Genomic DNA, 26,416 nt, shown 5'->3' with positions numbered 1-26,416 from the left:
GAGGTCAGGATGAAGATTTAAGGTGCCAGTCTTTGCATATGCCATTTGCTGCCGAGCTGGTGTACATACCTGATACGATCGTGCAGGCGGCTGCTGCGGCCCTGCCAGAATTCGATATTGGTGGGTCTGACCACATAACCTCCCCAATGTTCCGGCCGGGGTATATGACCATCGCTGAATTTTTTCTCCAGTTCCTTCACATTGCTCTCGATCACTTCCCGGTTGTCGATCACGCTGCTTTGGGGTGAGGCCCAGGCTCCGATGCGGCTGCCGGCCGGGCGCGACTGGAAATAATCGTCACTCTCTTTTTCAGGAACTTTTTCCACGATGCCCTCAATGCGTACCTGCCGCTCCAGTTCTTTCCAGAAAAAGATCAGTGATGCGCGCGGGTTCTGCTCCAGTTCCCTTCCTTTATGGCTGTGATAATTGGTGAAGAAGACAAACCCCCGCTCATCAAACCCCTTCAATAATACCACCCTTGCCGACGGCAGTCCACCCAAGGTAGCCGTAGCCAGTGTCATGGCATTCACTTCGTCTATCTCACTTTTGATGGCATCATCCCACCAGCGGGCAAATTGCTCCATGGGGTTCTCGGCCATATCAGCCTCATTCAGGGCATGCATCATATAATCTCTCCGGATATCGGCAATGGTCTGGCTCATAATCATTGATTAAGACAACAAAGGTAATATGCTTACCGGGGAGTTGGTATGATAAAAATCAGGCAAAAAGGAGCGAGAGGCATAAGTCAAAATTAAAAAGTCAAAAGTCAAAACAGGATAAGTTCCTCATTTTGACTTTTGACTTTTTAATTTTGAATTCTTTCCTATTCCGTGATCTCAATATGTTTCGCCCGGTGTTTTCCGGAGATAAAGCTGTACACAGCAGGGATCACCAGCAGGGTAAGTACCAGCGAAAAGAGGATACCACCCACTACCACGATACCCAATGGCATACGGCTTGTGGCAGCAGCACCCAGACTCAGGGCAATGGGCAGGGCCCCCAATGATGTAGCCAGACTGGTCATCAGGATCGGTCGTAGCCTCTGCGTGGCCGCTTCTATCACCGCCTGGCGTTTGGGCATACCGAAATTCCGTTTCTGGTTGGCGAACTCCACGATAAGGATACCGTTTTTCGTCACCAACCCGATCAGCATGATCATTCCGATCTCGGAGAAGATATTCAGCGTCTGGTCAAACAGGTACAGGCTCAACAAGGCACCGGCCAAAGCCAGTGGTACCGTGATCATGATGATCAATGGGTCCAGGAAACTCTCGAACTGTGCAGCCAGTACCAGGTAGATCAGTAATAAGGCCAGGATAAAGGCGAATACAATATTGGAAGAACTTTCTGAATAGTCCCTGGAAGGACCGTTGAGCGATGTCTGGAAAGATTCATCCAGCAGTTTATTGCCAATTGCATTCATGGCTTTGATACCATCGCCAATGGTCTTTCCCTCTGCCAGTGAAGCGGAAATGGTAGCTGCTTTGTATCGGTTAAAGTGATACAGGGTGGCCGGGTTACTGCTTTCTTCCATTTTCACCACCGCATCCAGCGGAATATAATCACCCCTGTTGTTTCTCACATACAGGTTACTGATGTCATTCGGCGTGCTCCGGTTATCACGCTCTACCTGTGCCACTACGGAATACTGGAAACCATTCATGATGAAATAGGCCATCCGGCCGCCACTGAATGCCGATTGCATGGTGGCCACCACATCTGCGGTAGACAGTCCCAGGTCCTTGGCTTTCATCCTGTCGATAGTCAACTGTACTTCCGGTTTATTGAATTTAATGTTCACATCCACGTTGGCAAAAGTCTTATCCTTACGGGCTTCTTCGAGGAATTTGGGTATGACCGCTTTCAGTTTGGAAAGGTCCTGGTTCTGCAGGATGAACTGCACGGGTAGTGAGCCTCTGGAAGCAAAACCTACCGCAATGGTCTGTTCCTGTATGGCGAAAACCCTTACTTCGTTGAATCTTCCCAGTTTTTTCTGCAGATCGTTGGCGATTTCATTCTGGCTTCGCTTACGCTGATCAGGTGGCACCAGTGCTACCCTTGGCGCTGCAGAGTTGGCAGCTCCGCCCGGACCGAATCCTCCGGGGGTACGTGCCTGTACAAAATCATTCTCGGGTACCGAATCGATCAGGAAATTGGAGATATTATCCGAGATCTTTTGCATGGCGTTATAACTGGTTCCTTCGGGCGCCGTTACCGTAAAACGGATACTGCTCCTGTCTTCCAGCGGTGCGATCTCGCTCTGCAAAGTGCTCATTACGCCTACAATGATACCTATACAAACCAGTACGATCACCCATGCCATCCAGCGTACATTCATGAAGGCAGAGAGTAACCGTTTATAGCCTTCCTCCATACCCGTAAAGAAAGGTTCTGTCTTTTTATAGAACCAGCCTTCGTGGGCTTTTTCAGAACTGAGGTATACGTTCAGTACCGGAGTAATGGTGAGTGATACGAATGCCGATATCAATACCGCCACAGCCAGGGTCACACCGAATTCGCGGAACAGCCTTCCCACAAAACCTTCCAGGAAGATCACCGGCAGGAATACCACAGCGAGGGTGATAGAAGTAGAGATGACCGCAAAAAAGATCTCCTTACTTCCTTCCAGCGCCGCTTTGCGGATCGGCAGACCCTCTTCCAGTTTCCGGAAAATATTTTCCGTTACCACAATTCCATCATCCACCACCAGACCGGTTGCCAGTACAATACCCAACAGGGTAAGGATATTGATAGAGAAGCCGGCAATATACATGATGAAGAAAGTGGCCACCAGCGAAATCGGGATATCAATCAATGGTCGCAACGCAATGAGCCAGTTACGGAAGAACAGGAAGATCACCAGTACCACCAGGCTGAACGAGATGATCATGGTCTCTTTCACTTCCTCCAGCGACTTACGGATATTGATGGTGTTATCCAGTATCACCGTCATTTCAATATCCGACTTGTTGGCTTTTTTGATCTGCTCCAGTCGTTTATTGAACTCGTCGGCTATCTGTACGTTATTGGCGCCGGGTTGCGGTACAATGGCCAGACCCACCGCATTCACTCCATTCAGTTTCCAGGACTGTTCCAGCTGTTCAGGACCTAATTCCACTTTGGCCACATCGCCCAGGCGAACGATACCACTGGCATCTTCACGGATGATCAGGTCGCGGAACTGTTGTTCGTTACGGAGTCTTCCCAAGGGACGAATGATGAGCTCCGTAGTGTTACCATAAATTTTACCGGGTGGCAGTTCAATATTTTCTGTGTTGATCGCTGTCCTGATATCTGTGAAAGCCACATTATGGGCTCGCATCCTGTCGGGGTTCAGCCAGATACGCATGGCATATCGCTTCTGTCCGAAAATGTTCACTGCACTCACATCCTTGATGGTCTGAAGCTGCTGCTGCAAAACATTCTCTGCATAATCGCTCAGCTCCATCAGGCTCTTAGTGCGGCTTTGCACCGCCAGTACCAGGATGAAATCGCCACTGGCATCGGCTTTGGAAACGATCGGAGGGGCATCAATATCCTGGGGCAGGCTCCGCTGGGCCTGTCCTACCTTATCGCGCACGTCGCTGGCAGCAGCTTCCAGGTCAACCCCCAGGTTGAACTCAACCGTGATATTACTGCTACCCAGTGAACTGGATGATGAAATGGAACGGATACCGGGAATACCATTCACCTGTTTCTCCAATGGTTCGGTGATCTGGCTTTCAATGATATCTGCATTGGCACCCACATAACTGGTACTGATGGAAATAATGGGCGGGTCAATGGCAGGATAATCACGCACAGCCAGGAAACTGAAACCCACCAATCCAAACAGGATGATCAGCAGGTTCATTACGGTAGCCAATACCGGCCGCTTTAACGATAGTTCAGAAATATTCATAGCTGTGGGGCTGTTCTGTTTTGGAAATCAAAAAATCAGGGTACCGGAACGGGATTGTTTTAGTTCGCTAACTGTTCCAGTTTCTTTACGCTCTTCACTTTCAGCGTTGATTTGGGTCTTGCAAACAACAACCCGGTCACAACCACTGAATCGCCCGGTTCAAGTCCTTTCAGCACTTCCACCGTGTATGCCTGCCTGCTGCCAGTCTCAATAGTTGCAAAAGAGGCTTTCCCGTTCTTCACGAGCACCACCTGTTTGTTCTTATCGTCGGGAATGATGGCATTGGACGGGATCAGGATGGTTTTCTTATCGCGGCTGGCCGACAGGAATACTTTTACATAAGCACCCGGATTCACATCGCTGCCCTGCAGCAGCGCCCTCACTTTCAGGTTACGGGTTGCCTGGTTCACCTGTGGTTCAATGGCCGATACCATAGCTTTCCGGATGGTTTTATTGGTAGCGTCTATCTGTACATCCACCACATTGCCCTTGCGTATCATTTTACCGTATTCTTCCGGAAGGGTAAAGTCGATCTTGATCTTATCCACCTGCTGTATGGTAGCGATGATGGTGGAGGGAGACACATAAGCACCCGGGCTCACCTGGCGCAGACCCACCACACCGCTGAACGGCGCTTTGATCACCGTTTTATCGATGAGTGACTGGGTATAGGCCATATCGGCCTTATAACTGTTCACCGCGTTCAGGGCCACATCATACTCAGCCTGGTTAACGCCATTGATAGCCAACAGCTTTCGCAGACGGTCTTCCGTTTTCACGGCCATTTCCAGCAATACTTTGGTTTTGTTCAGCTGCGCCTGCAGATCCGCATCATTCACACGCGCTATCAATGCACCTTGCTGAACACGAGCTCCTTCCGGAACATTCAGGTAAGTAAGCCTGCCACTTACTTCGGGATGTAGTTCCACATACTCGTTGGCCACCACGGTGCCGTTGGCTTCAACAGCGTTGGAAACGGTTTGCGGCGTGGCAATGATCACATCTACCGTTACGGGCTGGTTGGCATTGTTCTGTTTGGGTGCATTCTCTTTTTTGCTCTTACAGGCAGTTGCCAGGAAAAGGCCGAGCGACAGAATATAAAAATGTTTCAAAGTCGTATAATTTATGAGCCGTTAAAGATAAAAACTATTTATATCTGACTGCAGTTTATCGATGAATGGTTAAGCTGCCAAAATAATTCGGCTGAATCTTAAAAATGATCGGTTTGCGGTGTAAATTCATTAGCAGAACCTCTTGGTTCATTTTGTAGACGTTTATCTACCCGCCATGTACCAGCTTAGCCATACACATCCCTCCAAAAGGGCATTTATTACCGGAGCAGCCTCCGGATTGGGCAAAGCTTTCTGTGCAGAGCTGGCCAAAGACGGCTGGACAATCGGCATGGCCGATATCAACATCAAAGAGCTGGAAAACGTTGCGGAAGAGATAACTGCCCTCGGCGCTAAAACGCTGCTATACCCGCTCGATGTATCCGACAAAGACCAATACGGCAAAGTGGCCGCGGCTTTTCTGGCCGAAGCAGGGGGTATTGATCTGCTCTTCAACAATGCCGGTGTGGGAGATGGCTCTCCTTTTGAGGAATACGGCCTGGAAAACTACGAGTGGATGGTGGGCATTAACCAGATGGGAGTAGTATATGGCTGCCATTATTTTATTCCCGCCATGAAAAAACAGCGGTCGGGACATATCCTGAACACCGCCAGTGCCGCAGCCATCAGCTGTGCACCTACTATGGGCGCCTATAATATGACCAAAGCCGCCGTAGTAGCCATCAGCGAAACCCTGTATGGAGAACTGATGGATCATAACATACAGGTATCCTGTATCCAACCCACTTATTTCAGGACCAATGTGGTGCAATACGCTCGTGGTGGCGATACCGTGAAGAAAGCCACACAGATGTTCATCGAAAAATCAGGTCTCGAAGCTGACACCGTAGCGCAGGAGATCCTGACAAGAGCAGGAAACAGGGAACTCTACATCATACTTCCGAAAAACGCCAGGCAGATGTGGCTTTTCAAACGCCTGGCGCCTACCCGGTTCCGGAAAAAAGTAAAAGAACAGTTCCTGGCGGCTATGAACAAAGCCCTGCGCAGGAAATGACCAATAGACAGGTTTCCGGAACCCGCATAAAAAATCATACCGCATGACAGCCAATCAATTATTCAGTCTCGAAGGAAAAGTGGCCCTCATCACCGGTGCCAGCAAAGGTATTGGAGAAGCTATTGCACGCATCTATGCAGCCAACGGCGCCCGTGTGATCATCAATTCGAGAAAACAGGAAGAGCTCGACAAAGTAGCTGCATCCATCAATGCAACAGGTGGCACCTGCACAGGAATTGCCGCCAATGCGGGTGAATTACCGGCATGCAAGGAACTGGTCGAAAAAACAATATCGTTATATGGCGGTATCGATATACTGGTGAACAATGCCGCTACCAATCCGGTGTACGGTCCGGTTGTAGACTGTGAAGAATGGGCTTTCGACAAGATCATGAACGTAAATGTGAAAGCCCCTTTTGAACTGGGTAAACTGGTCTATCCCATCATGAAACAAAGAGGTGGGGGCAGTGTCATCAATATCAGCTCCATTGCGGGGCTCACACCCGATCCCGGGCTCGGCATGTATTCCGTTTCAAAAGCGGCATTGAATATGCTGACCAAAGTAACCGCCAGGGAATGGGGAGCAGATGGCATACGCGTAAATGCCATCTGTCCGGGACTGATCAAGACCAAATTCTCCGAAGCCCTCTGGCAAAACGAGAAATGGCTCAACCATTTTGTCAAACAATTACCCATTGCACGTATGGGCACCGTGGAGGAAATTGCAGGGCTGGCGCTCTTCCTCGCATCCAACGCCTCAGGCTACTGCACAGGTACATTGTTTACCGCAGATGGCGGGGTTACCATTTAACAAAACACTGCCGTTTACGGCCAACTCATTTTTATGGAATCTGTATTTGCTACCGAACGATTACAACAACTGCTTCCCAAAGTGCAGGCCTTTGTTGAAGAAGAGCTGGTGCCGCTGGAGAAGGACCACAGCATCCGACCCTTCAAACAAACCGAAAAGATCCTTGCCGAGAAACGCGAAAAAGTAAAAGCACTGGGATTATGGAACCTGCATTTGTCCAAAGAAGAAGGCGGACAGGGATTAACACTCTGCGAGTTTGGCCAGGTAAGTGAAGTGCTTTCACTGGCACCTTATTACGGACAGTACACATTCAACTGCCAGGCCCCTGATATCGGCAATACCGAACTTATCAGCAGGTTCGCTTCGGATGCGATCAAACAGCAATTCCTGCATCCTTTGCTGGAAGGAAAGATCCGCAGTTGTTTTTCTATGACGGAGCCGGAATTTGCCGGTTCAAATCCTACGAGGCTTGCCACCACTGCTGTTCGCGACGGGGATGACTATGTGATCAATGGACACAAATGGTTCACTTCTTCTGCCGATGGCGCTGCTTTTGCCGTAGTGATGGCCGTTACCAACCCGGAAGCCAAACCCCATGAACGTGCCAGCATGATCATTGTGCCTACCGATACACCCGGTTTTCAGTTCGTGCGTAACATCCCCATTTTTGGTGAAACAGGAGAAGGTTGGGCCAGTCATGCAGAGATCAATTATGTAAACTGCCGTGTTCCCGTAACCAACCTGATCGGCCAGGAAGGAATGGGTTTCCGCCTGGCACAGGAACGCCTGGGTCCGGGACGCATCCATCACTGCATGCGCTGGATCGGCATTGCAGAAAAAGCTTTCGACCTGATGTGCCGCCGCGCAGCCAGCCGTGAAATGGAAGAAGGCGTAATGCTGGGCGAAAAACAATTTATCCAGGGATTCATTGCAGAAAGCCGCGTAGAGATCGATGCGGCCCGTTTACTGGTATTACGCACCGCATACAATATTGACCAGGTGGGTGCCAAAGCCGTGCGCGACCAGGTATCGGGTATCAAATTCTATGTGGCCAATATGGTACTGAAAGTGCTCGACAGGTCCATACAGGTACATGGCGGCATGGGGCTCACCGATGAAACCCTGCTGGCCAACCTGTACCAGCATGAGCGTGGGGCCCGCATCTGGGATGGTGCTGATGAAGTGCACAAACAAAGTATGGCCATGAATATCCTGAAGAATTACGGACTCGATATCAAGAAAAAACGCTGATCCCGTCATTCAAAATGGCAACGGCTCTATACTGCCAGATCCATGCTAACCCAACAAATACAGACCCTGATGCAGGATGAACAAAATAGCCTTATCGCCCTAAACCAGTATCTGCAGGAACAGGGAAATCCCATTGCGGTGGTGAATACCATCACCCGTTTTACGGGTGGTTACTCCAACCTTACTTACCTGCTACAGACGAACGATACAGCCTATGTGCTGCGTATGCCGCCCCATGGCGCCCAGATTAAATCGGCACATGATATGGGTCGCGAATTCCGTGTATTACAATTATTGAAACCGCATTATAACAAAGTTCCTACCCCCATTCTCTACTGCCAATCGGCGGAGATCATCGGTGCCCCGTTTTATATCATGGAAAAACTCGAAGGCGTCATTTTACGGGCACAGAACGCTCCGAAAATGCAGATACCCTCAGCGACCTTCGATCAATTATCCGGCGCACTGTTGGATAACCTGGCAGCATTACATGCATTGGATATAGAAAGCACAGGGCTGACACAACTGGGCAAACCGGAAGGATATGTACAACGCCAGGTAGAAGGATGGGTGAAACGATATTATGCTGCCGAGACCGACAAGATCGATACCATGGATGCCTCAGCCCAATGGTTACAGCAACACCTGCCGCCTGCGCAGGCACCGGCATTTTTACACAACGATTATAAATACGACAACCTGGTACTGGATCCGGACGATCTCACCCGTATCACAGGTGTATTGGATTGGGAAATGTCTACGGTTGGCGATCCCCTGATGGACCTAGGCGCCAGTCTTGCCTATTGGTTCGAAGCGGGCGAAGAAGAAGTGTTCAAAAACTATAACCTCAGCTGGCTTCCCGGTAATTATAACCGCAGGCAGGTAATCGACCGGTATGCAGCAAAGACCGGCAGAGACCTTTCGAACATATCTTTCTACTATGCATTCGGCCTCTTCAAAAATGCGGTGATCGCGCAACAAATCTACCACCGCTGGAAACAGGGATACAGCAACGATCCCCGTTTCGGCGCCCTACTCCCTATGATCCGGTTATTAGGAAAAAAAGCAGCAGACACCATAGAAAGAGAAAGCTTGTAACACATTATTTCAATATTCCCTTCACCGCAGAGACGCAAAGAGCGGGGAGTTCCCGCAGAGGTATCACCCTCAACATTCATCTGTTCCTTGCTCATCTGTTCTTTCTCCCTCAACATTCCCTACTCTTCTCTCCTCCGTAACGATCCTCTCGGCGCATTCTTTGCCGCTTTGTACTGTTCAAAACTTTGCTGGATATAGTATCCCAGCTCCAGGTCGTTCAACAGTTGCACCACTTCGTAATCGGGGCGATAGCGGGCCATGAATGTGTCCAGTTCGGGCGATTGCAGTTTGGTGATCTTTCTCACAAACTGTTTGCTGTAGCGGTTGTTCACGTATTTCTCCTGTTCCTGATCCAGCAAACGTTTCTGTAAACTCAGGATACTGCGGTTCCTTTTTACACGGAACATGTTGATGATCTCATCCAGGTCGAAACCTACTGTCAAACCGCCGGGGTTATACGTGGGGCTATTGCTCAACCGAAGACCTGGTTTTCTGAAATCAAAGACCTTGGCATAATCTTTCCGGTTCTGGATGGAATCGAATTTATAATAGCTGTTCCGCACTTTTACCTCCGGCAGTTCAAAACTGCGGATATGGATCATCACATTGAAATTATCAAGATTGGAAATGGTATCCACCGGGTATTTCATGGTGGTCTTACCAATCAGCGAGAACCAGATCGAATCTTTGGCAGACACCGTAATCCTGTATCTACCGAGCGAATCCGTAATGGCACCTCGACCCGAACTGCTCAGCACCCCTACTGCTTCCAGCGGCCTCCTGGCAGATATATCATATACCGTTCCGCTGATGGTCACTGTCTGGGCATGCGTTTCATGAAAGATAAAGACAAACAATACCAGCAGCAGAATGGGTAAACTTTTTCTCAAGTCATCAATTTAGGCTGTAATATTAAATCAGCAACGGCATAGTACAAGAAATGTATCCCAAATTAACTCGGCTTTTACAGAATAGGCCTGCGAGCAATAACCTCAAAACAGCTAATGTCGAAATAAAACAAGACGGCCATGTGCGATCTCATGGCACACTGCAGGGACCATCAGAATTTTGTATCGATGATATAAGGCAACATGGTCCGCCAGGTAGGCCAGTCGTGGGTGATATCCGGACCCCATACATCCAGATCGTACCAGATGCCTTTGCTGTACAGGATCCCGGCAAAACGCCGCGAAGCTTCCGGGTCTTCATAAGCACCGCTGCCTGTGTAAATATGTATGTGATGACTGGTTTTGATCTTTTCAAGATACCAGTTATCGGTAAGATTGGGCAGATAGTGTTCCGGGCTGTTATAGTACACCTGTTCGTCAAAAAATCCCCTGGTGTATTCCGTAAGATTGTACACACCGCTCATGCTGATGACGCCGTTGATGATATCGGGTCTTTTCAGGAACAGATTCATGGCATGTAGTGCACCAAAAGATGCCCCGCAGGTATAGATCATGGTGTCCTGGCTCGTAGCATTTCTGATAAAAGGAACCACTTCATTGAACACATATTCATTGAACTGGTTATGACGGATGGCTTTGTGTTCGGGCACCATCTCATAATTCATCCAGCTTTCCTTGTTCATGCTGTCAATGCTGAATACCCTAAGTTTACCCGCATCGATGAACGGGGCCAGCGCGTCGATCAGCTGGAACCTTTCGTATTCCAGGTAATCCGCTGCCGCGGTGGGTATCAGTAATAAGGCAAATCCATAATGTCCATAAGAGGCGATGGGCATGTCTTTTCCCAACGCAGGACTATACCAGGAATCCAGTTCTCTGTTCATACGCAGACGTTTGGTGAAAAGCAAATGGCAGTTTCAAAAACTACTCGATACAGTTCTTCTTGATCTCTTTCCATAGGTCGCGGTAACACTGTGCCGCATAACTGCTGGCGGCAAAGGTCTCCAGGGGGGCTTCATTGATCCCCATCTTCTCAACATCGCTGAGATAAGGGATATAACTTTTCAGGAACACTTTGTCCTTGTAAAAACTATTCATCACTTCATGATGCAGGTTCTTACGGTGGTCTACCATGCTGAAGAAACATTTTAGTTTGGAGAGATCCAGCTCATTCTCCTTGAAATAAGCCGCCACTGTTTCATAAGAGCGGATCGACAAAGTGGTAGGGATATTGGGCATCAGTATCCAGTCAACACCGGCAAAAACAGCATCGTGCAACACAGAGATCCCGGGCGGACAGTCCAGGATCACGATATCATACTCTTTCTTCAGACCCGACAGCAAAGCAGAGATCTTTTTCTTCGAATGTTTCATTTCACTCAGCAGTACATCTGCATGGCGGGCAGACAGATCGGCGGGGATGATATCGAGGTTCTCGTATGCGGAAGCCTGCACTGCATCCAGCAATTCCATTTCGCTGTTCAGCAATTTACGCGACTCGTTCTTGGTAGTTGCTTCGGCACCCAGATAAAAGGAAGAGGAACCTTGTGGGTCCATATCCCAGATCAGGGTTTTATAGCCTTCTTTGGCAGCTAAATACGCCAGGTTAATTGTGGCAGCGGTTTTACCAACCCCGCCTTTCAGGTTATACAGTGCTAGTGTGACCATACTCTAATATACGAAATTCCTTTATGTAACAGGTTGTTTACTAATTCTGGTATTACAGGAGTTTTGAGGAGAGTTGCCCGCAGAGGCGCAAGGGTGCGGTTTTGGGTTTGTCAGATGAACCAGCCCAGTACCAGGCAGCCCGCTACAATAAGGGGGGCGGGTATCTTATGGCTGTTGAGCAGCAGGAATGTAATGATCACGATCATCAGGTCCCAGATGCCGATGGCTTCGGCCTGGATCAGTGAGCTGAGGAAAGTGTCTTTGATGAGGTAACAGGTGGCCCCCGCCATGATGCCCACTACAGCGGCGTTGATCCCCTCCAGCGAGCGGTAGATCACTGCATATTTTTTCAGGTTATGCCATACCGGGAAAAAGAACAGTACCAGCAGGGCGCTGGGTAAAAAGATGCCTACGGCACCGATCACACAGCCCAGTAACTGCATCAGTGTACCCTGATCGCGCAGCACCATACCACCAGTAAAGGCGCCGATAGAGAACACGGGCCCAGGTATGGCACGTACCATTCCCGATCCGGTTAAAAAATCTTCCCTACTCATTTTCAATACATCCCTTTTGGTGGTCTGTATTCTTTTGGTTTCCGGGCGGATCACATACTGTTCATACATCAGCGGTATCAGCACATCGCCGCCGCCGAATACCAGGCTGCCGAAACGGTAAGTATTCTCGAACAGGTTGATAGGCTTACGGTATTCCCAGTTTTGGCGGCTGGCCGTTTCAGACAAATAACCCGCCAGGCCAAACAGGGCAAAAAAGATGAGGATATTGCCCCAGCCTACCTTTTTATGCGGGATCTCTGTCTGCGGTATCCTCCTGTCGCTGAAATTAGTGGCAATACCCGCCGCCACGATCAGTGCCGGGAAGATCCAGGGTGTTTTGAATGCGATGAATGTGGCCAGAGTGGCCACTACCATGATCACTTTTGTAATGGTGTTATTAACTGCCACCCCAAAAATGCGGAAAGTGGAATAAGCGATAAAACCGATAGCCATGGGACGCACGAATTTGAATACACCCACTTTCAGACCCATGTCTTCAAAATAATCCAGCAGGAAAGAAATGCCTCCCATCAATGCACAAGCGGGTAGTATCCAGATAAGCAGGGTAAGGATGGCCAGGGGTAGTCCCCCCCTTTTGTAGCCGATCAGTGTGAGTGTTTGCGTGGAAGAGGCTCCGGGCAACAGCTGACAAAAGCCGTTGTATTCAATCAGTTCCGCTTCGGTTACATCTTTTCTTTGTTGTACAAAGGTCTTCAACATCATCCCCATATGTCCCTGCGGCCCCCCTACTGCGGTAATGCTGTGCCAGAACACAGCCCGCAAAAAAGGTATATGGCGCATCACGACCATCAGGAGTACTTTGTTGAGAGCGGAATTTAATTAAAATTTCAGGCTTGGGGGTAAACAAATACGCATAGTGGTCAAAAAACCGTGCCTTAGTGCCTTTGTGCGGGATAATTGCACACAAAGGCACTAAGGCACGGCGGTTATGAATCAGGCTATTTCTTCAATCCAATTTCCCGCAGGCGCTCATCCAGGTATTCTCCTGCGGTTGCATCAGGGTAAGCTTTGGGATGTTCGGCGTCAATACAGCTTTCCAGGCAGGCAAGACTCATCTCACTTCTTGGGTGCAGGAAGAACGGCATGGAAAAACGGCTGGTATGCCAGAGTTCCCTTGACGGATTCACCACGCGGTGTGTGGTACTGCGTAGTTTGTTGTTGGTAAGCCGCTGCAGCATATCACCCACATTCACCACAATCTGCTCGGGCAGTGAGGTAACGCCTACCCAATCACCCTGTTTGGTCAGGATCTGCAAGCCATCAGCAGAAGCACCTACCAGTAAAGTGATCAGGTTGATGTCCTCATGCTGTTCCGCACGGATCGCAGACTTGGGCTCCTGGGTGATCGGTGGATAATGTATACAGCGCAGGATGGAGTTACCGTTGTGAATATGCGCATCGAAATAATGTTCATCCAGTCCGAGGTATACAGCAATTGCCTGCAACAGGGCTTTCCCGCTTTTTTCAAAATTACGGTAGGCATTGAACAGGGTCTGGTTGAACGCAGCTATTTCCGGAACGGATACATTATCGGGGTATTCTGACTTTATGGGATCATTATCTTCCACCGTTTGGCCATACTGGAAAAATTCTTTCAGGTCCGGTGCTTCGCTGCCCTTGGCATGCTCGCGGCCAAAACTGGTATAACCTCGCTGGCCTGCCAGTCCGGGGATTTCATACGCCAGTTTCTTTTCCAATGGCAGGGAAAAGAACTGCTGCACATATTCATATTGCTGTGCAATCAGTTCATCCGGCACTCCGTGGTTTTTCACTGCCACAAAACCCACTTCTTCATAGGCCTTACCCAGTGATTGCACAAATGCTGCTTTACGACCTGCATCTCCACTCAGGAAATCGGCCAGGTCAACGACAGGAATAGACATAATTCATTAGATAGTTTAGTGAGTAAAATAGATCGGATATGGCGCGAAAAGTACAAAATAGGCATCATACCAGGTAATGTGTAGATAATATACGCTTATGGAGAATTTTTATCAACTTTAAGATATGATCCGGAAATGGCCTTTTATCGTTTGGATATTTTTCTTTTTTGTTGGGGGATGCAGCAATGGGTATCATCGTTTTATCTCCCATTATACGTTTACCAATTCCAACGGTGCACCCGATTACAGCAACCCGGATCATTGGGCCGCATTACCTTCCAAATGGGACCCTTCCGATAGCGTGCCTGCTCCTTTACGTAAGTCATACCAACCCGATACCAGCGCCGATGTTTTTTTTATCTATCCCACCACTTACACCGATCAAAAGAAAACCCTTGGCTGGAATGCGCCGATCGATGATGCCGAACTGAATGCCAAAACAGATTATACCAGTATCTTACTGCAGGCCAGCGTATTCAACGAAGCGGGCCGGGTTTATGCTCCCCGTTACCGTCAGGCCAACTACTATGCCTATTTCCCGGCAAACGCCCAGGACACGATGCAGGCTATCGCCGCTTTTGAACTGGCGTACCAGGATGTGAAAACCGCATTTCAGTATTATCTCTCGCATTACAATCATGGCCGCCCGTTGATCATTGCATCACATAGCCAGGGAACACAGCATGCCAAACGTCTGTTAAAGGAATTGTTTGATGGTACTGAACTGGGCAAACAACTGATCGCTGCTTACCTGGTAGGTATGCCACTGGAGCCAGACTGGTTCTCTTCCATACAACCCTGTATCACCCCCATGCAGACCGGCTGCGCAGTCAGCTGGCGCACCATGCGCGAAGGGTATAAGCCGGATTATATTGCCAAAGAAACCTTTGTTTCCACCGTTACCAACCCGCTTACCTGGGATGCCGGCAAACCCCTGGCAGAAAGGGTGGAGAACAAAGGCGGACTATTGCTCAACTTCAACCGGCTGATCCCAAAGATCATTGATGCCAAAGCCGTACAGGGGGTACTTTGGACAAGCAAACCCCGTTTCTTCGGCAACCTGTTCCTCACCAGCCGGAACTACCATGTAGCGGACCTGAACTTTTTTTACCTGAATGTGAGAGAGAATGCGAAACAACGGGTATTATCCTTCACGCAAGCGCAGAAAAGCAAATAACGCTTCAGCAAAAGTTATACGATAACTGCACAGCTATCTTAAAACAAAGGTCCCGCCAGTATTACGGCGAGACCCATATAGATACCCCCAATTGAACCCTTAGTTATTGCTTTTCAAAGCGGATGGACTTGATGAATATGTCCCCGCTGAAAGCATTCATTACATACCGACCGCTGTTCAGATCACCCATGTTCAGCTCCAGTTGCTGACGTCCTTCATTGATCTGTGCCACCACCGTTTTGGCAATACGACCATCCATATCCAGCACTTTCAGTACCAGCCGGCCAACTTTGTCGGCCATTACGGTCACATAACTGCGCTCAACCACCAACCCCGGTTGTAAATTCTGGATATGCATAACGGATGTATAAAATTTCTGAAAATAGCGGGGGCCTATTCTTTAGACAATACAGATAGCTGTACCGCTGCTTATCGGTTGCAAGTATGGTGCCAGAAAATGGGATAAAAGGCTAAAAACGGGAAAAATCCCGTGGTAAAAAGGACTTTCTTCCGGGATATGCCTAATGCTAAAGGAGGGTGGGCCCGGAGAACCCGTCCGGGAAGTTGTATGTGCAGGAATCTTATTTCCCTTTTTTAGTTAGTTTTTGCACTGCTGTTAGTTGTTCTTTCAATTTTTCCAGCTCCCGGCCCAGCTGTTTTACCAGTTGGGTTAACTGCGCAAGTTCTTCTTTGGACGCATACCCATACTGGGGAGCTGATTGCATAACCTGCTGCGGTACGGGGTTGCCCCCGGTAAAAAAATTGGCTACATCCACTTCCAGGATTTCGGCAATCCTGAGCAGGCGGGTGGCCGAAGGATCGGTTTCGCCACGTTCAATTTTGGCATAAGCACCCGCGGTGATCTCCAGTTCAGCGGCCATATTATCCTGGGTATAGTCTTTGCTCTGCCGCAGCTTACGTATTCTTTCTCCGATGGTTTTTTTCACAGATCAAATTTCTTCAACACCCTTATCTTGAACTGTCTTAAAAGTATAGTTTAAGATATTTTAAATACATTTACTGTCTTTATAGTGCAATATTGTTGTTTTACGACAGCTCCTGTGCTTATCAAACCTTAGAAGACAGATGCCCACATTACATTGGATAGGAAAAGACAAGGTGATCAACCATCACCTCGATGTGCCTTTCCGTGTTTTGGCGCATGGCTATGGTTTCCATAATGGGAAAATAAGCAAATCGGTTAGCGGAAGCGGTAACCGGATCATTCATGGCGATAACCTGGAAGCGCTGAAAGCTTTACTGCCGGAGTATGAAGGAAAAATCAAGTGTATTTATATAGATCCGCCGTATAATACCGGTAACGAAGGATGGGTGTATAATGATAATGTGAATGACCCCAAGATCAAAAAATGGCTGCACGAAGTTGTGGGTAAAGAGGGAGAAGATTTAACGCGCCACGACAAGTGGTTATGCATGATGTACCCGAGACTGAAGCTGTTGCATAAGTTATTGGCGGATGATGGGGCGATATTTATTTCAATTGATGATAATGAGCAGGCGAATCTGAAATTATTGTGCGACGAAGTTTTTGGAATAGGAAATTTTATTAGCAATATAATATGGGAGAAAAACTACTCCCCGAGGAATGATGCAAAATATTTCTCAGCATCTCATGATTTTATTTTGGTTTATACTAAAGTGAAAAATAACTGGAATCGTAACCTCACACCTCGCACCGATAAACAAAATAAGTTTTACAAATATGACGATGATAATGGGAGAGGTGCCTGGCGACCAGATAACGTTTTAGTAAAATCTTTTTCTGAATCTGGGGTATTTGGAATCGTAAATCCAACAACAGGAAATGTGTTTTTTCCTCCAAAAGGCAGCTGTTATAGGTTTAATGAAGAGAAGGCCAAACAGTTGCTTGCAGAAAATAGATTGTATTTTGGAAAGAACGGGGAGGGTAAGCCACAGCTAAAAAGATATCTATCTGAAGTAAATGAAGGAGTTGTCCCACAAACAATCTGGAAATATGATGAGGTATCACATAATCAACAAGGGAAAAAGGAGTTAAATAAGATTATTGAAGGAAATGTTTTTGATAGTCCCAAACCTTTTGAATTAATATCGCGAATCCTGCAAATAGCATGCAACAAAAACTCCATCATCCTCGACTCTTTCGCCGGCTCCGGCACTACGGCCCATGCGGTATTGAACCTGAACAAACAGGATGGAGGCAATCGCAAGTTCATTCTCATTGAAATGGAAAACTATGCCGAAACCATTACAGCCGAAAGGGTGAAACGGGTGATCGGTGGTTATGCAGACAAAGAAGGCACCGGCGGCAGCTTTGATTATTATACGCTGGGGCAACCCATTTTTACAGAAGAAGGTATGCTGAATGAGTCGGTTCCGGTAAAAGAGCTGCGCCGCTATATTTTTTACACGGAAACCCAGCAGGCTTTACCCGATACAACTACCAATAAAGACAACCCCTTTTTGCTGGGCCTGCATAACCAAACAGCTTATTACTTTTTTTACGACTCCGGCAAGGCCACATCGCTGGATCATGATTTTCTGGCCACCATCCGTACCCAAGCTGAAGAATATATTATATACGCAGACAATTGTACACTTACCAATGAGTACCTGACAATGTATGCCATCCGTTTTAAAAAAATACCGCGAGATATCACACGGTTTTAAACCAGCCTATGGAACTGAAAAAATACCAGCAGGATGTTATCGCCGACCTGGAAAGATTTCTTTCCCGCTTACAGGAAGTAAAACACCTGGGTGATTCGTTTTACGGATTCTGGTCGCAGCACCCCAAAACGCCTCTCCAGCCTTTTGTGGGATCGGCTATTGAGCCTTATAAAAACAATATTCCCGGTGTACCACATGTATGCGTAAAAGTACCTACTGCCGGCGGTAAAACCTTTATAGCCTGCAACGCCATTAAGACCATATTCGATTCATTCTCTTACGATAGGAACAAAGTGGTGGTATGGCTGGTGCCTTCCATCACCATCCTGGAGCAAACCCTGCGTAACCTTAGCGATTCTTCTCATCCTTACCGGCAAAAACTGAACACCCATTTTAACGGCCGCGTGGAAATTTTTGATAAGTCGGCCCTGCTGCAGGGCACCAGTTTTAACCCTTCCAGTGTGCAGGAGCAGCTCAATATTATTGTGATGAGCTTTGACAGCTTTCGCTCGCGCAGTAAAGAAGACCGGAAAGTGTACCAGGAAAATGGTAACCTGCAATCGTTCGGCCCCCTGCTGGGTACCGAAGAAGAGATCAGCCTGATGAAAGTGATACAGGCGCTTAACCCGGTGGTGGTAGTGGATGAAAGCCATAACGCAGAAAGCGAACTCAGCGTGGATATGCTGGTTAACCTGAACCCCTGCTTTATTCTAGACCTGACAGCTACACCCCGCAAAAACAGTAATATCATCAGTTTTGTGGATGCCCTTGAGCTGAAGCGGGAGAACATGGTGAAACTGCCCGTAATTGTATACAACCATCACGACAAAACAGAAGTGATCCATTCAGCCCTGCAACTGCAACGCAAACTGGAGAAAGAGGCCCTGGAAGAACATAAAAACGGGGGACGCTATATCAGGCCCATTGTACTGTTTCAGGCGCAGCCCCGGAATGCAGAAGACAATACCACATTTGAAAAACTGAAAGAGAAACTGGTCGAATTACAAATACCTGCCGAACAAATCCGTATTAAAACGGCCAATATCAATGAGATCAAATCCGAGGACCTGATGAGTCCGGATTGCCCCGTGAGGTATATCATCACTGTTAATGCATTAAAAGAAGGCTGGGATTGTCCTTTTGCGTATATCCTTGCCTCACTTGCCGACAAATCATCGGCGGTAGATGTAGAGCAGATTCTGGGCCGGGTTCTTCGGCAGCCTTATGTTACCAAACATCGTTTCCCTTTACTGAACCTCAGTTATGTACTGACTGCTTCCGATAAATTCATCGACACCCTGGACAATATTGTAAAAGGATTGAATAAAGCCGGGTTCAGCAAACAGGACTACAAACTACCCGAAACAAACATTAACACTGCCACACCTACCCCGAACCAGGTATTGAACCAGTTAACGGTTTTTGCAACAGACGGGGAAGAGCATGAGGAAGATATCAGTGCTGGCATTGATTCCGCACGGATTATGGCTATGATCGAAACAGAAGTTCCAGCCGAGCCACTATCGATCATCGAAAACATGGCCATTCAGGAAACGAACGCTATGGAATCCAGGGTGAATCAATCGGCACATACACAAACCATTTCCTTACCCTCCGAAATCCAATCGATCGTGAAAAAATACAGCATGAAGGAGTTCTTCCGGTCCGATGCACTTTCGATGCAGATACCCCAGTTTTTCCTGCAGGTACCCGCAGGTGAGATTTTCGGGGGCGATAAATTGCTGGAAAAAGATGAACTACTGGGTGTAGATTTCAAACTGTCGCAGGAAGACACCAAAATCGATTTCACCAACGTTACCGCCAACCTCTACAAGGTAGACCTCGATGAAAGTAAAAAAGAACATACCCCGAGTTTTATTAAACTGGATGGTGATATCCGCGACAGCCTGCAGGCTTACCTGCTGGACCCGGTCAGGATTGACAGCCGGGTAAAAAATTTTACCAGAAGGATCATGAATATCATCGGGAAATTTGACCCCATACCCGACAGTGAAATAACGAAATATATCAGCCGGATACTGGAAGGTTTCAGTGATGAGCAGTTTATAGCACTGGTCAGCCATGAATACAGTTATGCTGATAAAATCAAGGCCAAAATCAATAGTTTGAAAGATCTCTTCGCAGAGAAAAAATTCAGGGAATTCCTGGATACCGATAAGGTTTTGATACGCCCTTCTTACCGTTTCCCGCCAGAGATCATTCCGGGTGATCCTTCCAAAGACTTCCCAAAATCCTTATACGAAACGGAAGGGTGCATGAATGGTTTTGAAGAACGCATCATCAATGAAATAGCCAATATGGAAAACATCGCTTTCTGGACCCGGAACATAGAAAGAAAAGGGTTTTGCATCAATGGTTATATCAATCACTATCCCGACTTCATCATCAGGAGTAAATCGGGCAAAACCATAATCCTTGAAACCAAAGGTGACCACCTGGATGCGGAAGCAAAAATCCGTCTTGGAAATGCCTGGGCCGCCAAAGCCGGAAATGCCTACAGGTACTTCATGGTATACGAGAACCGTGCTGTACAAGGCGCCTACACACTGGATGCCTTTTTACCAATTGTGCGGGCAATTTGATTCCTACTTCAGGGCAATGGCCGGTAGATCCGTTTTGGGTGTTCCCTTTATCTGTCGGTATAACAGGTATCAATTTTCCGCTTTTGTTTTGTTTTCAGTTATTTGACAGGTTTCTTATTCATAAATGCTTTTCAGGTATTGCTCGGGTTGTAGGTTCTTGTCCCGGACTGCAGGTCTGGGAGTGCAGGAGGTGAAAGATAATTGATTCAGGCGCTTTAGCGCCGGGTTTTTAATTGATAATGCGCGAGGCTGTTATCGAGATCTTTCGTTATAAGATACAACTTCTTCCATTCTTTATATTCCTCAGTAAATGTTCTTTTCTGATGATGTTGTTCCTGATTATCAATATAAGCTCTCACCTTCTCAATCATAGACAGGCAAACAGATGCAGCAAAATAATCTTTCTGCCATTGCAACTTCAAGTCGCCAAAACCTGCTTGGTTATTAAACCAATAGGCCGATTCTCCTTTCAGGATCTGCGCTACTTCATCCAGGCATTGTGTAGATCTTAGCCAGACCAGGCAATGAACATGGTCGGTAAACCCATTCACCCTATCGAGGTAAATACCTTTCCGCAATGCATTCTGGTACATATGATCGAATAATTTCTGCCGATAAGGCTGTGACAACATGGGTTTGTGCTTGCAGGTTGCCCATACATAATGGATATAAACATTGGTATATGACATATCTGTAAGAAAACAAGAAACCGGCAATTCCAATACCGTATTAATACGCAGAGCTGCCGTTTTTTTAACCCACTCTGGGCTAAAGCCCGGAACCCATATCAAAAACACCTGATTATCCCACGGCCTGAAGGCCACGGCAAGAGAGAAACTGCTGTTGGAAAAAGGTCACAACAGCCCAGCCGCAACAGCGGCGCCTGGCCAATAGAAAAGCCCGTCCAAACAGAACGGGCTCCCAAAAATTCATATCCATCATACTAAAATCCGCGCCCTCAGCGATCAGTTTCCATACACACTCAGGAACTTGATCCGCATGATCTTCAGCTGTTCCCAGTTATAGTTGTTCTCGCTCAGTTCTTCCTGTGCCACCTGGAGTGAAGAGGTTTCGCAACTTTTGAAATAATCGATGATCTCTTCCTGGTCGTAAGTATCCAGCCATTCATCAATGGCATAATCCAGGTTCAGTTTGGTGCCGCTGGCCGCAATGGTTTCCATCTCTTCCAGTAATTCATCCAGCCGCAGGCTCTTGTTCTTGGCGATGGTCTCCAGCGGTATCTTCTTATCTACGTTCTGAATGATATAGATCTTGTTATTAGCTTTATTGGCCACACTCTTCATCACAAAATCATCCGGTTTCTCAATATCATTCTCCTCAACATATTGGGCGATCAGTTCTACAAACGGTTTCCCGTATTTGATAGCTTTCCCTTTGCTTACACCCTGACATTTCTCCATTTCTTCCAGTGTGGTAGGATAAATGGTGGCCATATCCTGCAAGGAACTTTCAAGAAAGATCACAAAAGGCGGCAGGCTTTTCCGCTTGGCCTCTTTCTGACGAAGTTCTTTCAGCATCTCGAACAGTTTCTCATCCGCTGCAGCACTGCCTTGTGAGGCATTTTCATTCTCATCCTCATCAAACTGCGCATCTTCAAACAGGTTATTCAGTACGATCTTGAATGAAGTTGGTTTCTTGAGGAACTTCTCCCCTTTTTCGGTCATCTTCAGCAAGCCGTATTCTTCAATATCTTTTTTGATCAGGTTCTCCAGCAACATCTGCCGAACCAGGCTGTTCCATAAATGCGCTTCTTTGTCCTTGCCAATCCCGAATACGGGCAGGGAATCATGCCGGTACAGATTGATCTGAGGAGTAAGTTTGCCCATCACTACGTTCACCACATAGTCGGTGGTAAACCGTTCATCCAGTGCCTTGATCGTTTTCAGCATCTTCACCACATCTTCTTTGGCTTCAATCTTTTCTTTGGGATGCAGGCAGTTATCGCAGTTACCGCAATTGGGGGTGTCCCAGTTCTCACCGAAATAATGCAGCAGTATCTTTCTGCGGCAGACCGCACTTTCTGCATAAGCCACCGTTTCATCGATCAGCTGTGCACCCACTTCGCGTTCGCTCAATGGTTTATCACGCATCAGGTGCTCCAGTTTGGATACATCCTTGTGTGAATAGTACAGCACACAGATCCCTTCCATACCATCCCTTCCTGCACGACCGGTTTCCTGGTAATAGTTCTCAATGGATTTGGGGATGTTGAAATGGATCACATAACGGATATCCGGTTTATCGATCCCCATACCGAAAGCGATCGTGGCTACGATCACCTGTACGTCTTCGTTCAGGAACTGGTCCTGCCTTTCGGCACGCAGTTTCTGGTCAAGACCGGCATGATAGGCCACCGCTTTTATCTGGTTGGCCACCAGTATCTCAGCCAGCTCTTCGGTGGTTTTCCGGTTCAGGGTATAAATGATACCGCTCTTTCCCTTATGGCCTGTAATGAATTTAACGATGCTCTTGATGGTCTGGTCTTTCGCTATCTTGGGCTGGATCTCGTAATACAGGTTGGAGCGGTTGAACGAAGACAACAAGATCTCCGGATCACGCAGACCCAGGTTCTTCACAATATCGCTTTTAACTTTTGGAGTAGCGGTTGCCGTCAATGCCACAACGGGTATATCAGGGTTAATGATATCCATCATCTCTCGCAGTCTCCGGTACTCCGGCCTGAAATCATGCCCCCATTCAGAGATACAGTGCGCTTCATCCACCGCAAAAAACGAGATGTTTAGATCGCTGAAATATTCCAGGTTCTCCTGTTTGGTCAGCGTTTCGGGTGCTACATACAGCAGTTTGGTCTTACCGCTGTCCAGGTCATCTTTCACCTCTTTGATCTGGCTCTTATTCAATGAAGAGTTGAGAAAATGTGCTACTTCATCCTTCTCGCTGTAACCACGGACCAGGTCCACCTGGTTTTTCATCAGGGCGATCAGGGGCGATACGATGATGGCGCAGCCCGGCAGCATCATAGCCGGTAACTGGTAACAAAGGCTTTTACCGCCGCCCGTAGGCATGATCACAAAAGTATCTTTCCCGTTGAGAATGCTGTTAATCGCTTTTTCCTGCGTGCCTTTGAACTCGCGAAAGCCGAAATACTGCTCCAGGGCCCCATAAATATCATAGGAATGGGAAGCGGTGCTTTTTTTAGCTGCCGCTTTGGGGGTGGCCGCTTTTTTAGGCTTGGGGGATACTGCCTTGGTAGCGGATTTCTTTGTACTTGTAGCCATGTATCAAAATCAGTTTTCTGCCCGTTCTACGGGCCACTTTTCTAACGATTGTATAATATACTTCTTTTTGCCGGAAACCGTTGTGTAAAATATTTTAACGGCAGGGGTTACAGCGTGTCCGGCAGTTATTTAGCCCTTTTTTCAGGAACCAGGGAAGGTTTTTTTAAAAGGGTAGCGAAGTTAGTAAAGTATCAGGGCAATATCGTCACATTGCTGTTAAAGTTTACCTTTGTCGCACATGAGTCTATCTATACGGCAAACCGCCCTACATACCATCGAGCTGGAAGCCCAATCCATAGCTGGGTTGGCATCCTCCATCAACGAATCTTTTGAGAAGGCAGTACACACCATTCACCAGGCAAAAGGCCGTCTGGTGATCAGTGGCATTGGCAAAAGCGCCATTGTGGGCCAGAAGATCGTTTCTACCCTGAACTCTACCGGCACTCCGGCCCTGTTCATGCATGCTGCCGATGCCATTCATGGCGATCTGGGCATGGTTCAGCAAGGAGATATAGTAATGATCATCAGTAAAAGCGGAGAGAGCCCCGAAATCAAAGTACTGGTTCCCCTGATCCGTAATTTCGGCAATACCCTTATCAGTATGGTGGGCAATACCAACAGTTTCCTGGCACAACAGGGCGATCTGGTTCTGGATACCACCGTGAGCAAGGAAGCCTGCCCCAATAACCTGGCCCCTACCAGCAGTACCACCGCACAAATGGTGATGGGTGATGTGCTGGCTGTTTGTTTGATGGAACTGAACGGTTTCACCGGACAGGATTTTGCCAAATACCATCCCGGCGGTAACCTGGGAAAACGGCTATACCTGCGGGTGGCCGACCTGATACAGGCCAACGAAAAACCTTCGGTACGGACTACGGCAAGTTTAAAAGAAGTGATCGTTGAGATCACCGAGAAACGATTGGGAGTGACCGCCGTGACCAACAGCGAGAACCAGGTGGTAGGCATCATCACCGATGGCGACCTCAGACGCATGCTGGAAAGAAGCAACGACATCAGTCAGATCACCGCAAAAGATATCTTATCCCCCCATCCCAAAACCGTTGTCGCCTCCTTGCTGGCGGTTGAGGCGCTCGATACATTAAGAAAAAACGACATTAGTCAATTGATCGTGGAAGAAGAAGGGAAGTACCTGGGTATTTTACACCTGCACGACCTTGTCCGCGAGGGAATTGTTTAACCATTATTTACGGGTATTCGGCAAATAAGCCTGTAATATTGCATCGCAAAATTGCCGTTATTAATTAGGAGCAGATGAACAAGCATCACTATGTTGCCATCATGGCCGGTGGAATCGGAAGCCGTTTCTGGCCCAGCAGCCGCAGCAGTTATCCCAAACAGTTTCTGGATATCCTGAATACAGGTAAATCACTTATTCAATGGACCTATGAACGGTTTGCAACTTTCATTCCTGAAGAGAACATTTTTGTGGTTACCTCTGAGGATTATTGTCATATCGTTAGAGAGCAATTACCGGAACTCAACCCGGAAAATATCCTGGCTGAACCCAGTCGTAAGAACACGGCCCCCTGTGTGGCTTATATTTCTTACAAATTGCTTCAGAAAGACCCCGAAGCTTCCCTGATCGTAGCACCCAGTGATCACATGATCCTCGACAACGAAAATTTCCGGGCAACCACTTTGCAGGCCCTGGACTTTGTATCACATATTAAATCACTGGTAACACTGGGCATCAAACCCACGCACCCCAATACCGGTTATGGCTATATCCAGCACGAAGCTCTTCCGGTAGCTGATGGTATTTACCAGGTAAAAACTTTTACCGAAAAACCGAACCTGGAACTGGCCAAGACCTTCCTGGCCAGCGGTGATTTCCTGTGGAATGCAGGTATTTTTGTATGGCAGGTGAAAAATGTGATCAAAGCATTTGAGATCTACCAGCCCGAAATGTTCGAACTCTTCGATTCAGAAAAAGAACATTTCAATACACCTACTGAGCAGGAAGCCATCAACCGGATATATCCGCTATGCACCAATGTATCCATCGATTTCGCCATCATGGAAAAAGCGGATAATGTGTACGTGATCCCTTCTTCTTTTGGCTGGAGCGACCTGGGCACCTGGAACAGCGCCTATGACAACCTCGAAAAAGATTATCTCGGTAATGCCGTGGCCGGAGAAAATGTGATCGTGATCGACGCCACCAAGTGTATGGTATCTGCTGCCAACGATAAATTGTTGGTACTGCAGGGCCTGGATGATTTCATTGTGGTAGATACCAAGGACGTATTGCTGATCTGCAAAAAAGATAAGGAGCAGTCCATCAAAGATTATGTGGCTGAGGTAAAACGGAATAAAGGTGATAAATATCTCTGATTTTGACCAGGTAAGAAAATAGCTATGCAACGAGCGACCGCAACTAACAAGCGATCGTTTTTTTATGTTCAAAATAGAGTTTGTCAATACCATCCTGCATGAATATTGATTACATTTGAAGTG

General features: G+C 47.6%; 21 protein-coding genes. 9 read left to right on the top strand and 12 right to left on the bottom strand.

The features are described 5' to 3' along the window. Positions 1-17: 17 nt before the first annotated feature. The 3 genes from pdxH to ACH3Y6_RS03885 form a co-directional block, all read right to left on the bottom strand. Positions 18-662, bottom strand: a complete 645-nt coding sequence (pdxH, locus tag ACH3Y6_RS03895) for a pyridoxamine 5'-phosphate oxidase (RefSeq protein ID WP_490834266.1) — start codon at positions 660-662, stop codon at positions 18-20. Between the two features lie 164 nt (positions 663-826). Then, complete coding sequence (locus ACH3Y6_RS03890) at positions 827-3,904, bottom strand: efflux RND transporter permease subunit (protein WP_490834265.1); 3,078 nt, start codon at positions 3,902-3,904, stop codon at positions 827-829. Between the two features lie 59 nt (positions 3,905-3,963). Continuing rightward, a complete protein-coding gene (locus ACH3Y6_RS03885) occupies positions 3,964-5,016 on the bottom strand; it encodes an efflux RND transporter periplasmic adaptor subunit (RefSeq protein WP_490834264.1) in 1,053 nt (350 codons plus the stop codon). 175 nt (positions 5,017-5,191) lie between these two features. Here ACH3Y6_RS03885 and ACH3Y6_RS03880 point away from each other — a divergent pair, with 175 nt between their 5' ends. From ACH3Y6_RS03880 to ACH3Y6_RS03865, 4 genes are read left to right on the top strand one after another with little or no spacing between them, the layout of a single operon-like run. Continuing rightward, a complete protein-coding gene (locus tag ACH3Y6_RS03880) occupies positions 5,192-6,028 on the top strand; it encodes an SDR family NAD(P)-dependent oxidoreductase (protein ID WP_490834263.1) in 837 nt (278 codons plus the stop codon). Between the two features lie 43 nt (positions 6,029-6,071). Next, the gene (locus ACH3Y6_RS03875; protein ID WP_490834262.1) at positions 6,072-6,839 is read left to right on the top strand and encodes an SDR family NAD(P)-dependent oxidoreductase; all 768 of its coding nucleotides are present in this window, start codon (positions 6,072-6,074) and stop codon (positions 6,837-6,839) included. A 33-nt stretch (positions 6,840-6,872) separates the two neighbouring features. Further along, a complete protein-coding gene (locus ACH3Y6_RS03870; protein ID WP_490834261.1) occupies positions 6,873-8,090 on the top strand; it encodes an acyl-CoA dehydrogenase family protein in 1,218 nt (405 codons plus the stop codon). Positions 8,091-8,132: 42 nt separating this feature from the next. Continuing rightward, a complete protein-coding gene (locus ACH3Y6_RS03865; RefSeq protein WP_490834260.1) occupies positions 8,133-9,188 on the top strand; it encodes a phosphotransferase family protein in 1,056 nt (351 codons plus the stop codon). Positions 9,189-9,307: 119 nt separating this feature from the next. Here the strand turns inward: ACH3Y6_RS03865 and ACH3Y6_RS03860 are convergent, their stop codons facing one another. The 5 genes from ACH3Y6_RS03860 to ACH3Y6_RS03840 form a co-directional block, all read right to left on the bottom strand. After that, positions 9,308-10,078 carry a peptidase associated/transthyretin-like domain-containing protein gene (locus ACH3Y6_RS03860; RefSeq protein WP_490834259.1) on the bottom strand — a complete coding sequence of 257 codons (771 nt, stop codon included), beginning with the start codon at positions 10,076-10,078 and terminating at the stop codon, positions 9,308-9,310. A 170-nt stretch (positions 10,079-10,248) separates the two neighbouring features. After that, positions 10,249-10,980: an esterase family protein gene (locus ACH3Y6_RS03855; RefSeq protein WP_490834258.1), complete on the bottom strand. Its 732-nt coding sequence runs from the start codon at positions 10,978-10,980 to the stop codon at positions 10,249-10,251. A gap of 40 nt (positions 10,981-11,020) precedes the next feature. Continuing rightward, positions 11,021-11,764 (bottom strand): ParA family protein, encoded by a 744-nt coding sequence (locus tag ACH3Y6_RS03850; RefSeq protein WP_490834257.1) that lies wholly within the window; start codon positions 11,762-11,764, stop codon positions 11,021-11,023. 110 nt (positions 11,765-11,874) lie between these two features. Then, positions 11,875-13,131: a chromate efflux transporter gene (gene chrA / locus ACH3Y6_RS03845; protein WP_490834256.1), complete on the bottom strand. Its 1,257-nt coding sequence runs from the start codon at positions 13,129-13,131 to the stop codon at positions 11,875-11,877. Positions 13,132-13,280: 149 nt separating this feature from the next. Next, positions 13,281-14,225, bottom strand: a complete 945-nt coding sequence (locus ACH3Y6_RS03840) for an isopenicillin N synthase family dioxygenase (protein ID WP_490834255.1) — start codon at positions 14,223-14,225, stop codon at positions 13,281-13,283. Positions 14,226-14,349: 124 nt separating this feature from the next. On the opposite strand from ACH3Y6_RS03840, the gene ACH3Y6_RS03835 reads away from it, so the two are divergent. After that, a complete protein-coding gene (locus ACH3Y6_RS03835) occupies positions 14,350-15,402 on the top strand; it encodes a DUF3089 domain-containing protein (RefSeq protein ID WP_490834254.1) in 1,053 nt (350 codons plus the stop codon). A 103-nt stretch (positions 15,403-15,505) separates the two neighbouring features. Here ACH3Y6_RS03835 and ACH3Y6_RS03830 read toward each other — a convergent pair whose 3' ends face one another. After that, complete coding sequence (locus tag ACH3Y6_RS03830) at positions 15,506-15,760, bottom strand: T9SS type A sorting domain-containing protein (protein WP_490834253.1); 255 nt, start codon at positions 15,758-15,760, stop codon at positions 15,506-15,508. Positions 15,761-15,983: 223 nt separating this feature from the next. Then, a complete protein-coding gene (locus ACH3Y6_RS03825; RefSeq protein WP_490834252.1) occupies positions 15,984-16,349 on the bottom strand; it encodes a helix-turn-helix domain-containing protein in 366 nt (121 codons plus the stop codon). Between the two features lie 139 nt (positions 16,350-16,488). Between ACH3Y6_RS03825 and ACH3Y6_RS03820 the strand changes: the two genes are divergently transcribed. Together ACH3Y6_RS03820 and ACH3Y6_RS03815 are read left to right on the top strand one after the other, a co-directional pair. Beyond that, positions 16,489-18,072, top strand: a complete 1,584-nt coding sequence (locus tag ACH3Y6_RS03820; protein ID WP_490834251.1) for a site-specific DNA-methyltransferase — start codon at positions 16,489-16,491, stop codon at positions 18,070-18,072. Positions 18,073-18,080: 8 nt separating this feature from the next. After that, positions 18,081-20,675 carry a DEAD/DEAH box helicase gene (locus ACH3Y6_RS03815; RefSeq protein WP_490834250.1) on the top strand — a complete coding sequence of 865 codons (2,595 nt, stop codon included), beginning with the start codon at positions 18,081-18,083 and terminating at the stop codon, positions 20,673-20,675. A gap of 215 nt (positions 20,676-20,890) precedes the next feature. Here ACH3Y6_RS03815 and ACH3Y6_RS03810 read toward each other — a convergent pair whose 3' ends face one another. Both ACH3Y6_RS03810 and recQ read right to left on the bottom strand, forming a co-directional pair. Then, complete coding sequence (locus ACH3Y6_RS03810; protein WP_490834249.1) at positions 20,891-21,499, bottom strand: IS200/IS605 family transposase; 609 nt, start codon at positions 21,497-21,499, stop codon at positions 20,891-20,893. Between the two features lie 141 nt (positions 21,500-21,640). Beyond that, a complete protein-coding gene (recQ, locus tag ACH3Y6_RS03805) occupies positions 21,641-23,935 on the bottom strand; it encodes a DNA helicase RecQ (protein ID WP_490834248.1) in 2,295 nt (764 codons plus the stop codon). Positions 23,936-24,173: 238 nt separating this feature from the next. Here recQ and ACH3Y6_RS03800 point away from each other — a divergent pair, with 238 nt between their 5' ends. Both ACH3Y6_RS03800 and ACH3Y6_RS03795 read left to right on the top strand, forming a co-directional pair. Then, positions 24,174-25,136 (top strand): KpsF/GutQ family sugar-phosphate isomerase, encoded by a 963-nt coding sequence (locus ACH3Y6_RS03800; RefSeq protein WP_490834247.1) that lies wholly within the window; start codon positions 24,174-24,176, stop codon positions 25,134-25,136. A 74-nt stretch (positions 25,137-25,210) separates the two neighbouring features. After that, positions 25,211-26,293, top strand: a complete 1,083-nt coding sequence (locus ACH3Y6_RS03795; RefSeq protein WP_490834246.1) for a mannose-1-phosphate guanylyltransferase — start codon at positions 25,211-25,213, stop codon at positions 26,291-26,293. Positions 26,294-26,416: the final 123 nt, after the last annotated feature.

The sequence above is a fragment of the Sediminibacterium sp. FW305-C-269 genome, assembly GCF_058231045.1.
The sequence above is the reverse complement of the archived record's forward strand: the minus strand, read 5'-3'. Positions and strand labels throughout refer to the sequence as shown.

Bases quoted from the DNA above. Each gene is read 5' to 3' on its own strand.
- ACH3Y6_RS03880 (WP_490834263.1), top strand. From the start codon at position 5,192: ATGTACCAGCTTAGCCATACACATCCCTCCAAAAGGGCATTTATTACC.
- ACH3Y6_RS03870 (WP_490834261.1), top strand. From the start codon at position 6,873: ATGGAATCTGTATTTGCTACCGAACGATTACAACAACTGCTTCCCAAA.
- ACH3Y6_RS03835 (WP_490834254.1), top strand. From the start codon at position 14,350: ATGATCCGGAAATGGCCTTTTATCGTTTGGATATTTTTCTTTTTTGTT.
- pdxH (WP_490834266.1), bottom strand. From the start codon at position 662: ATGAGCCAGACCATTGCCGATATCCGGAGAGATTATATGATGCATGCC.
- ACH3Y6_RS03795 (WP_490834246.1), top strand. From the start codon at position 25,211: ATGAACAAGCATCACTATGTTGCCATCATGGCCGGTGGAATCGGAAGC.
- ACH3Y6_RS03830 (WP_490834253.1), bottom strand. From the start codon at position 15,760: ATGCATATCCAGAATTTACAACCGGGGTTGGTGGTTGAGCGCAGTTAT.
- chrA (WP_490834256.1), bottom strand. From the start codon at position 13,131: ATGGTCGTGATGCGCCATATACCTTTTTTGCGGGCTGTGTTCTGGCAC.
- ACH3Y6_RS03815 (WP_490834250.1), top strand. From the start codon at position 18,081: ATGGAACTGAAAAAATACCAGCAGGATGTTATCGCCGACCTGGAAAGA.
- ACH3Y6_RS03855 (WP_490834258.1), bottom strand. From the start codon at position 10,980: ATGAACAGAGAACTGGATTCCTGGTATAGTCCTGCGTTGGGAAAAGAC.
- ACH3Y6_RS03840 (WP_490834255.1), bottom strand. From the start codon at position 14,225: ATGTCTATTCCTGTCGTTGACCTGGCCGATTTCCTGAGTGGAGATGCA.
- ACH3Y6_RS03800 (WP_490834247.1), top strand. From the start codon at position 24,174: ATGAGTCTATCTATACGGCAAACCGCCCTACATACCATCGAGCTGGAA.
- recQ (WP_490834248.1), bottom strand. From the start codon at position 23,935: ATGGCTACAAGTACAAAGAAATCCGCTACCAAGGCAGTATCCCCCAAG.
- ACH3Y6_RS03875 (WP_490834262.1), top strand. From the start codon at position 6,072: ATGACAGCCAATCAATTATTCAGTCTCGAAGGAAAAGTGGCCCTCATC.
- ACH3Y6_RS03820 (WP_490834251.1), top strand. From the start codon at position 16,489: ATGCCCACATTACATTGGATAGGAAAAGACAAGGTGATCAACCATCAC.
- ACH3Y6_RS03850 (WP_490834257.1), bottom strand. From the start codon at position 11,764: ATGGTCACACTAGCACTGTATAACCTGAAAGGCGGGGTTGGTAAAACC.
- ACH3Y6_RS03890 (WP_490834265.1), bottom strand. From the start codon at position 3,904: ATGAATATTTCTGAACTATCGTTAAAGCGGCCGGTATTGGCTACCGTA.
- ACH3Y6_RS03865 (WP_490834260.1), top strand. From the start codon at position 8,133: ATGCTAACCCAACAAATACAGACCCTGATGCAGGATGAACAAAATAGC.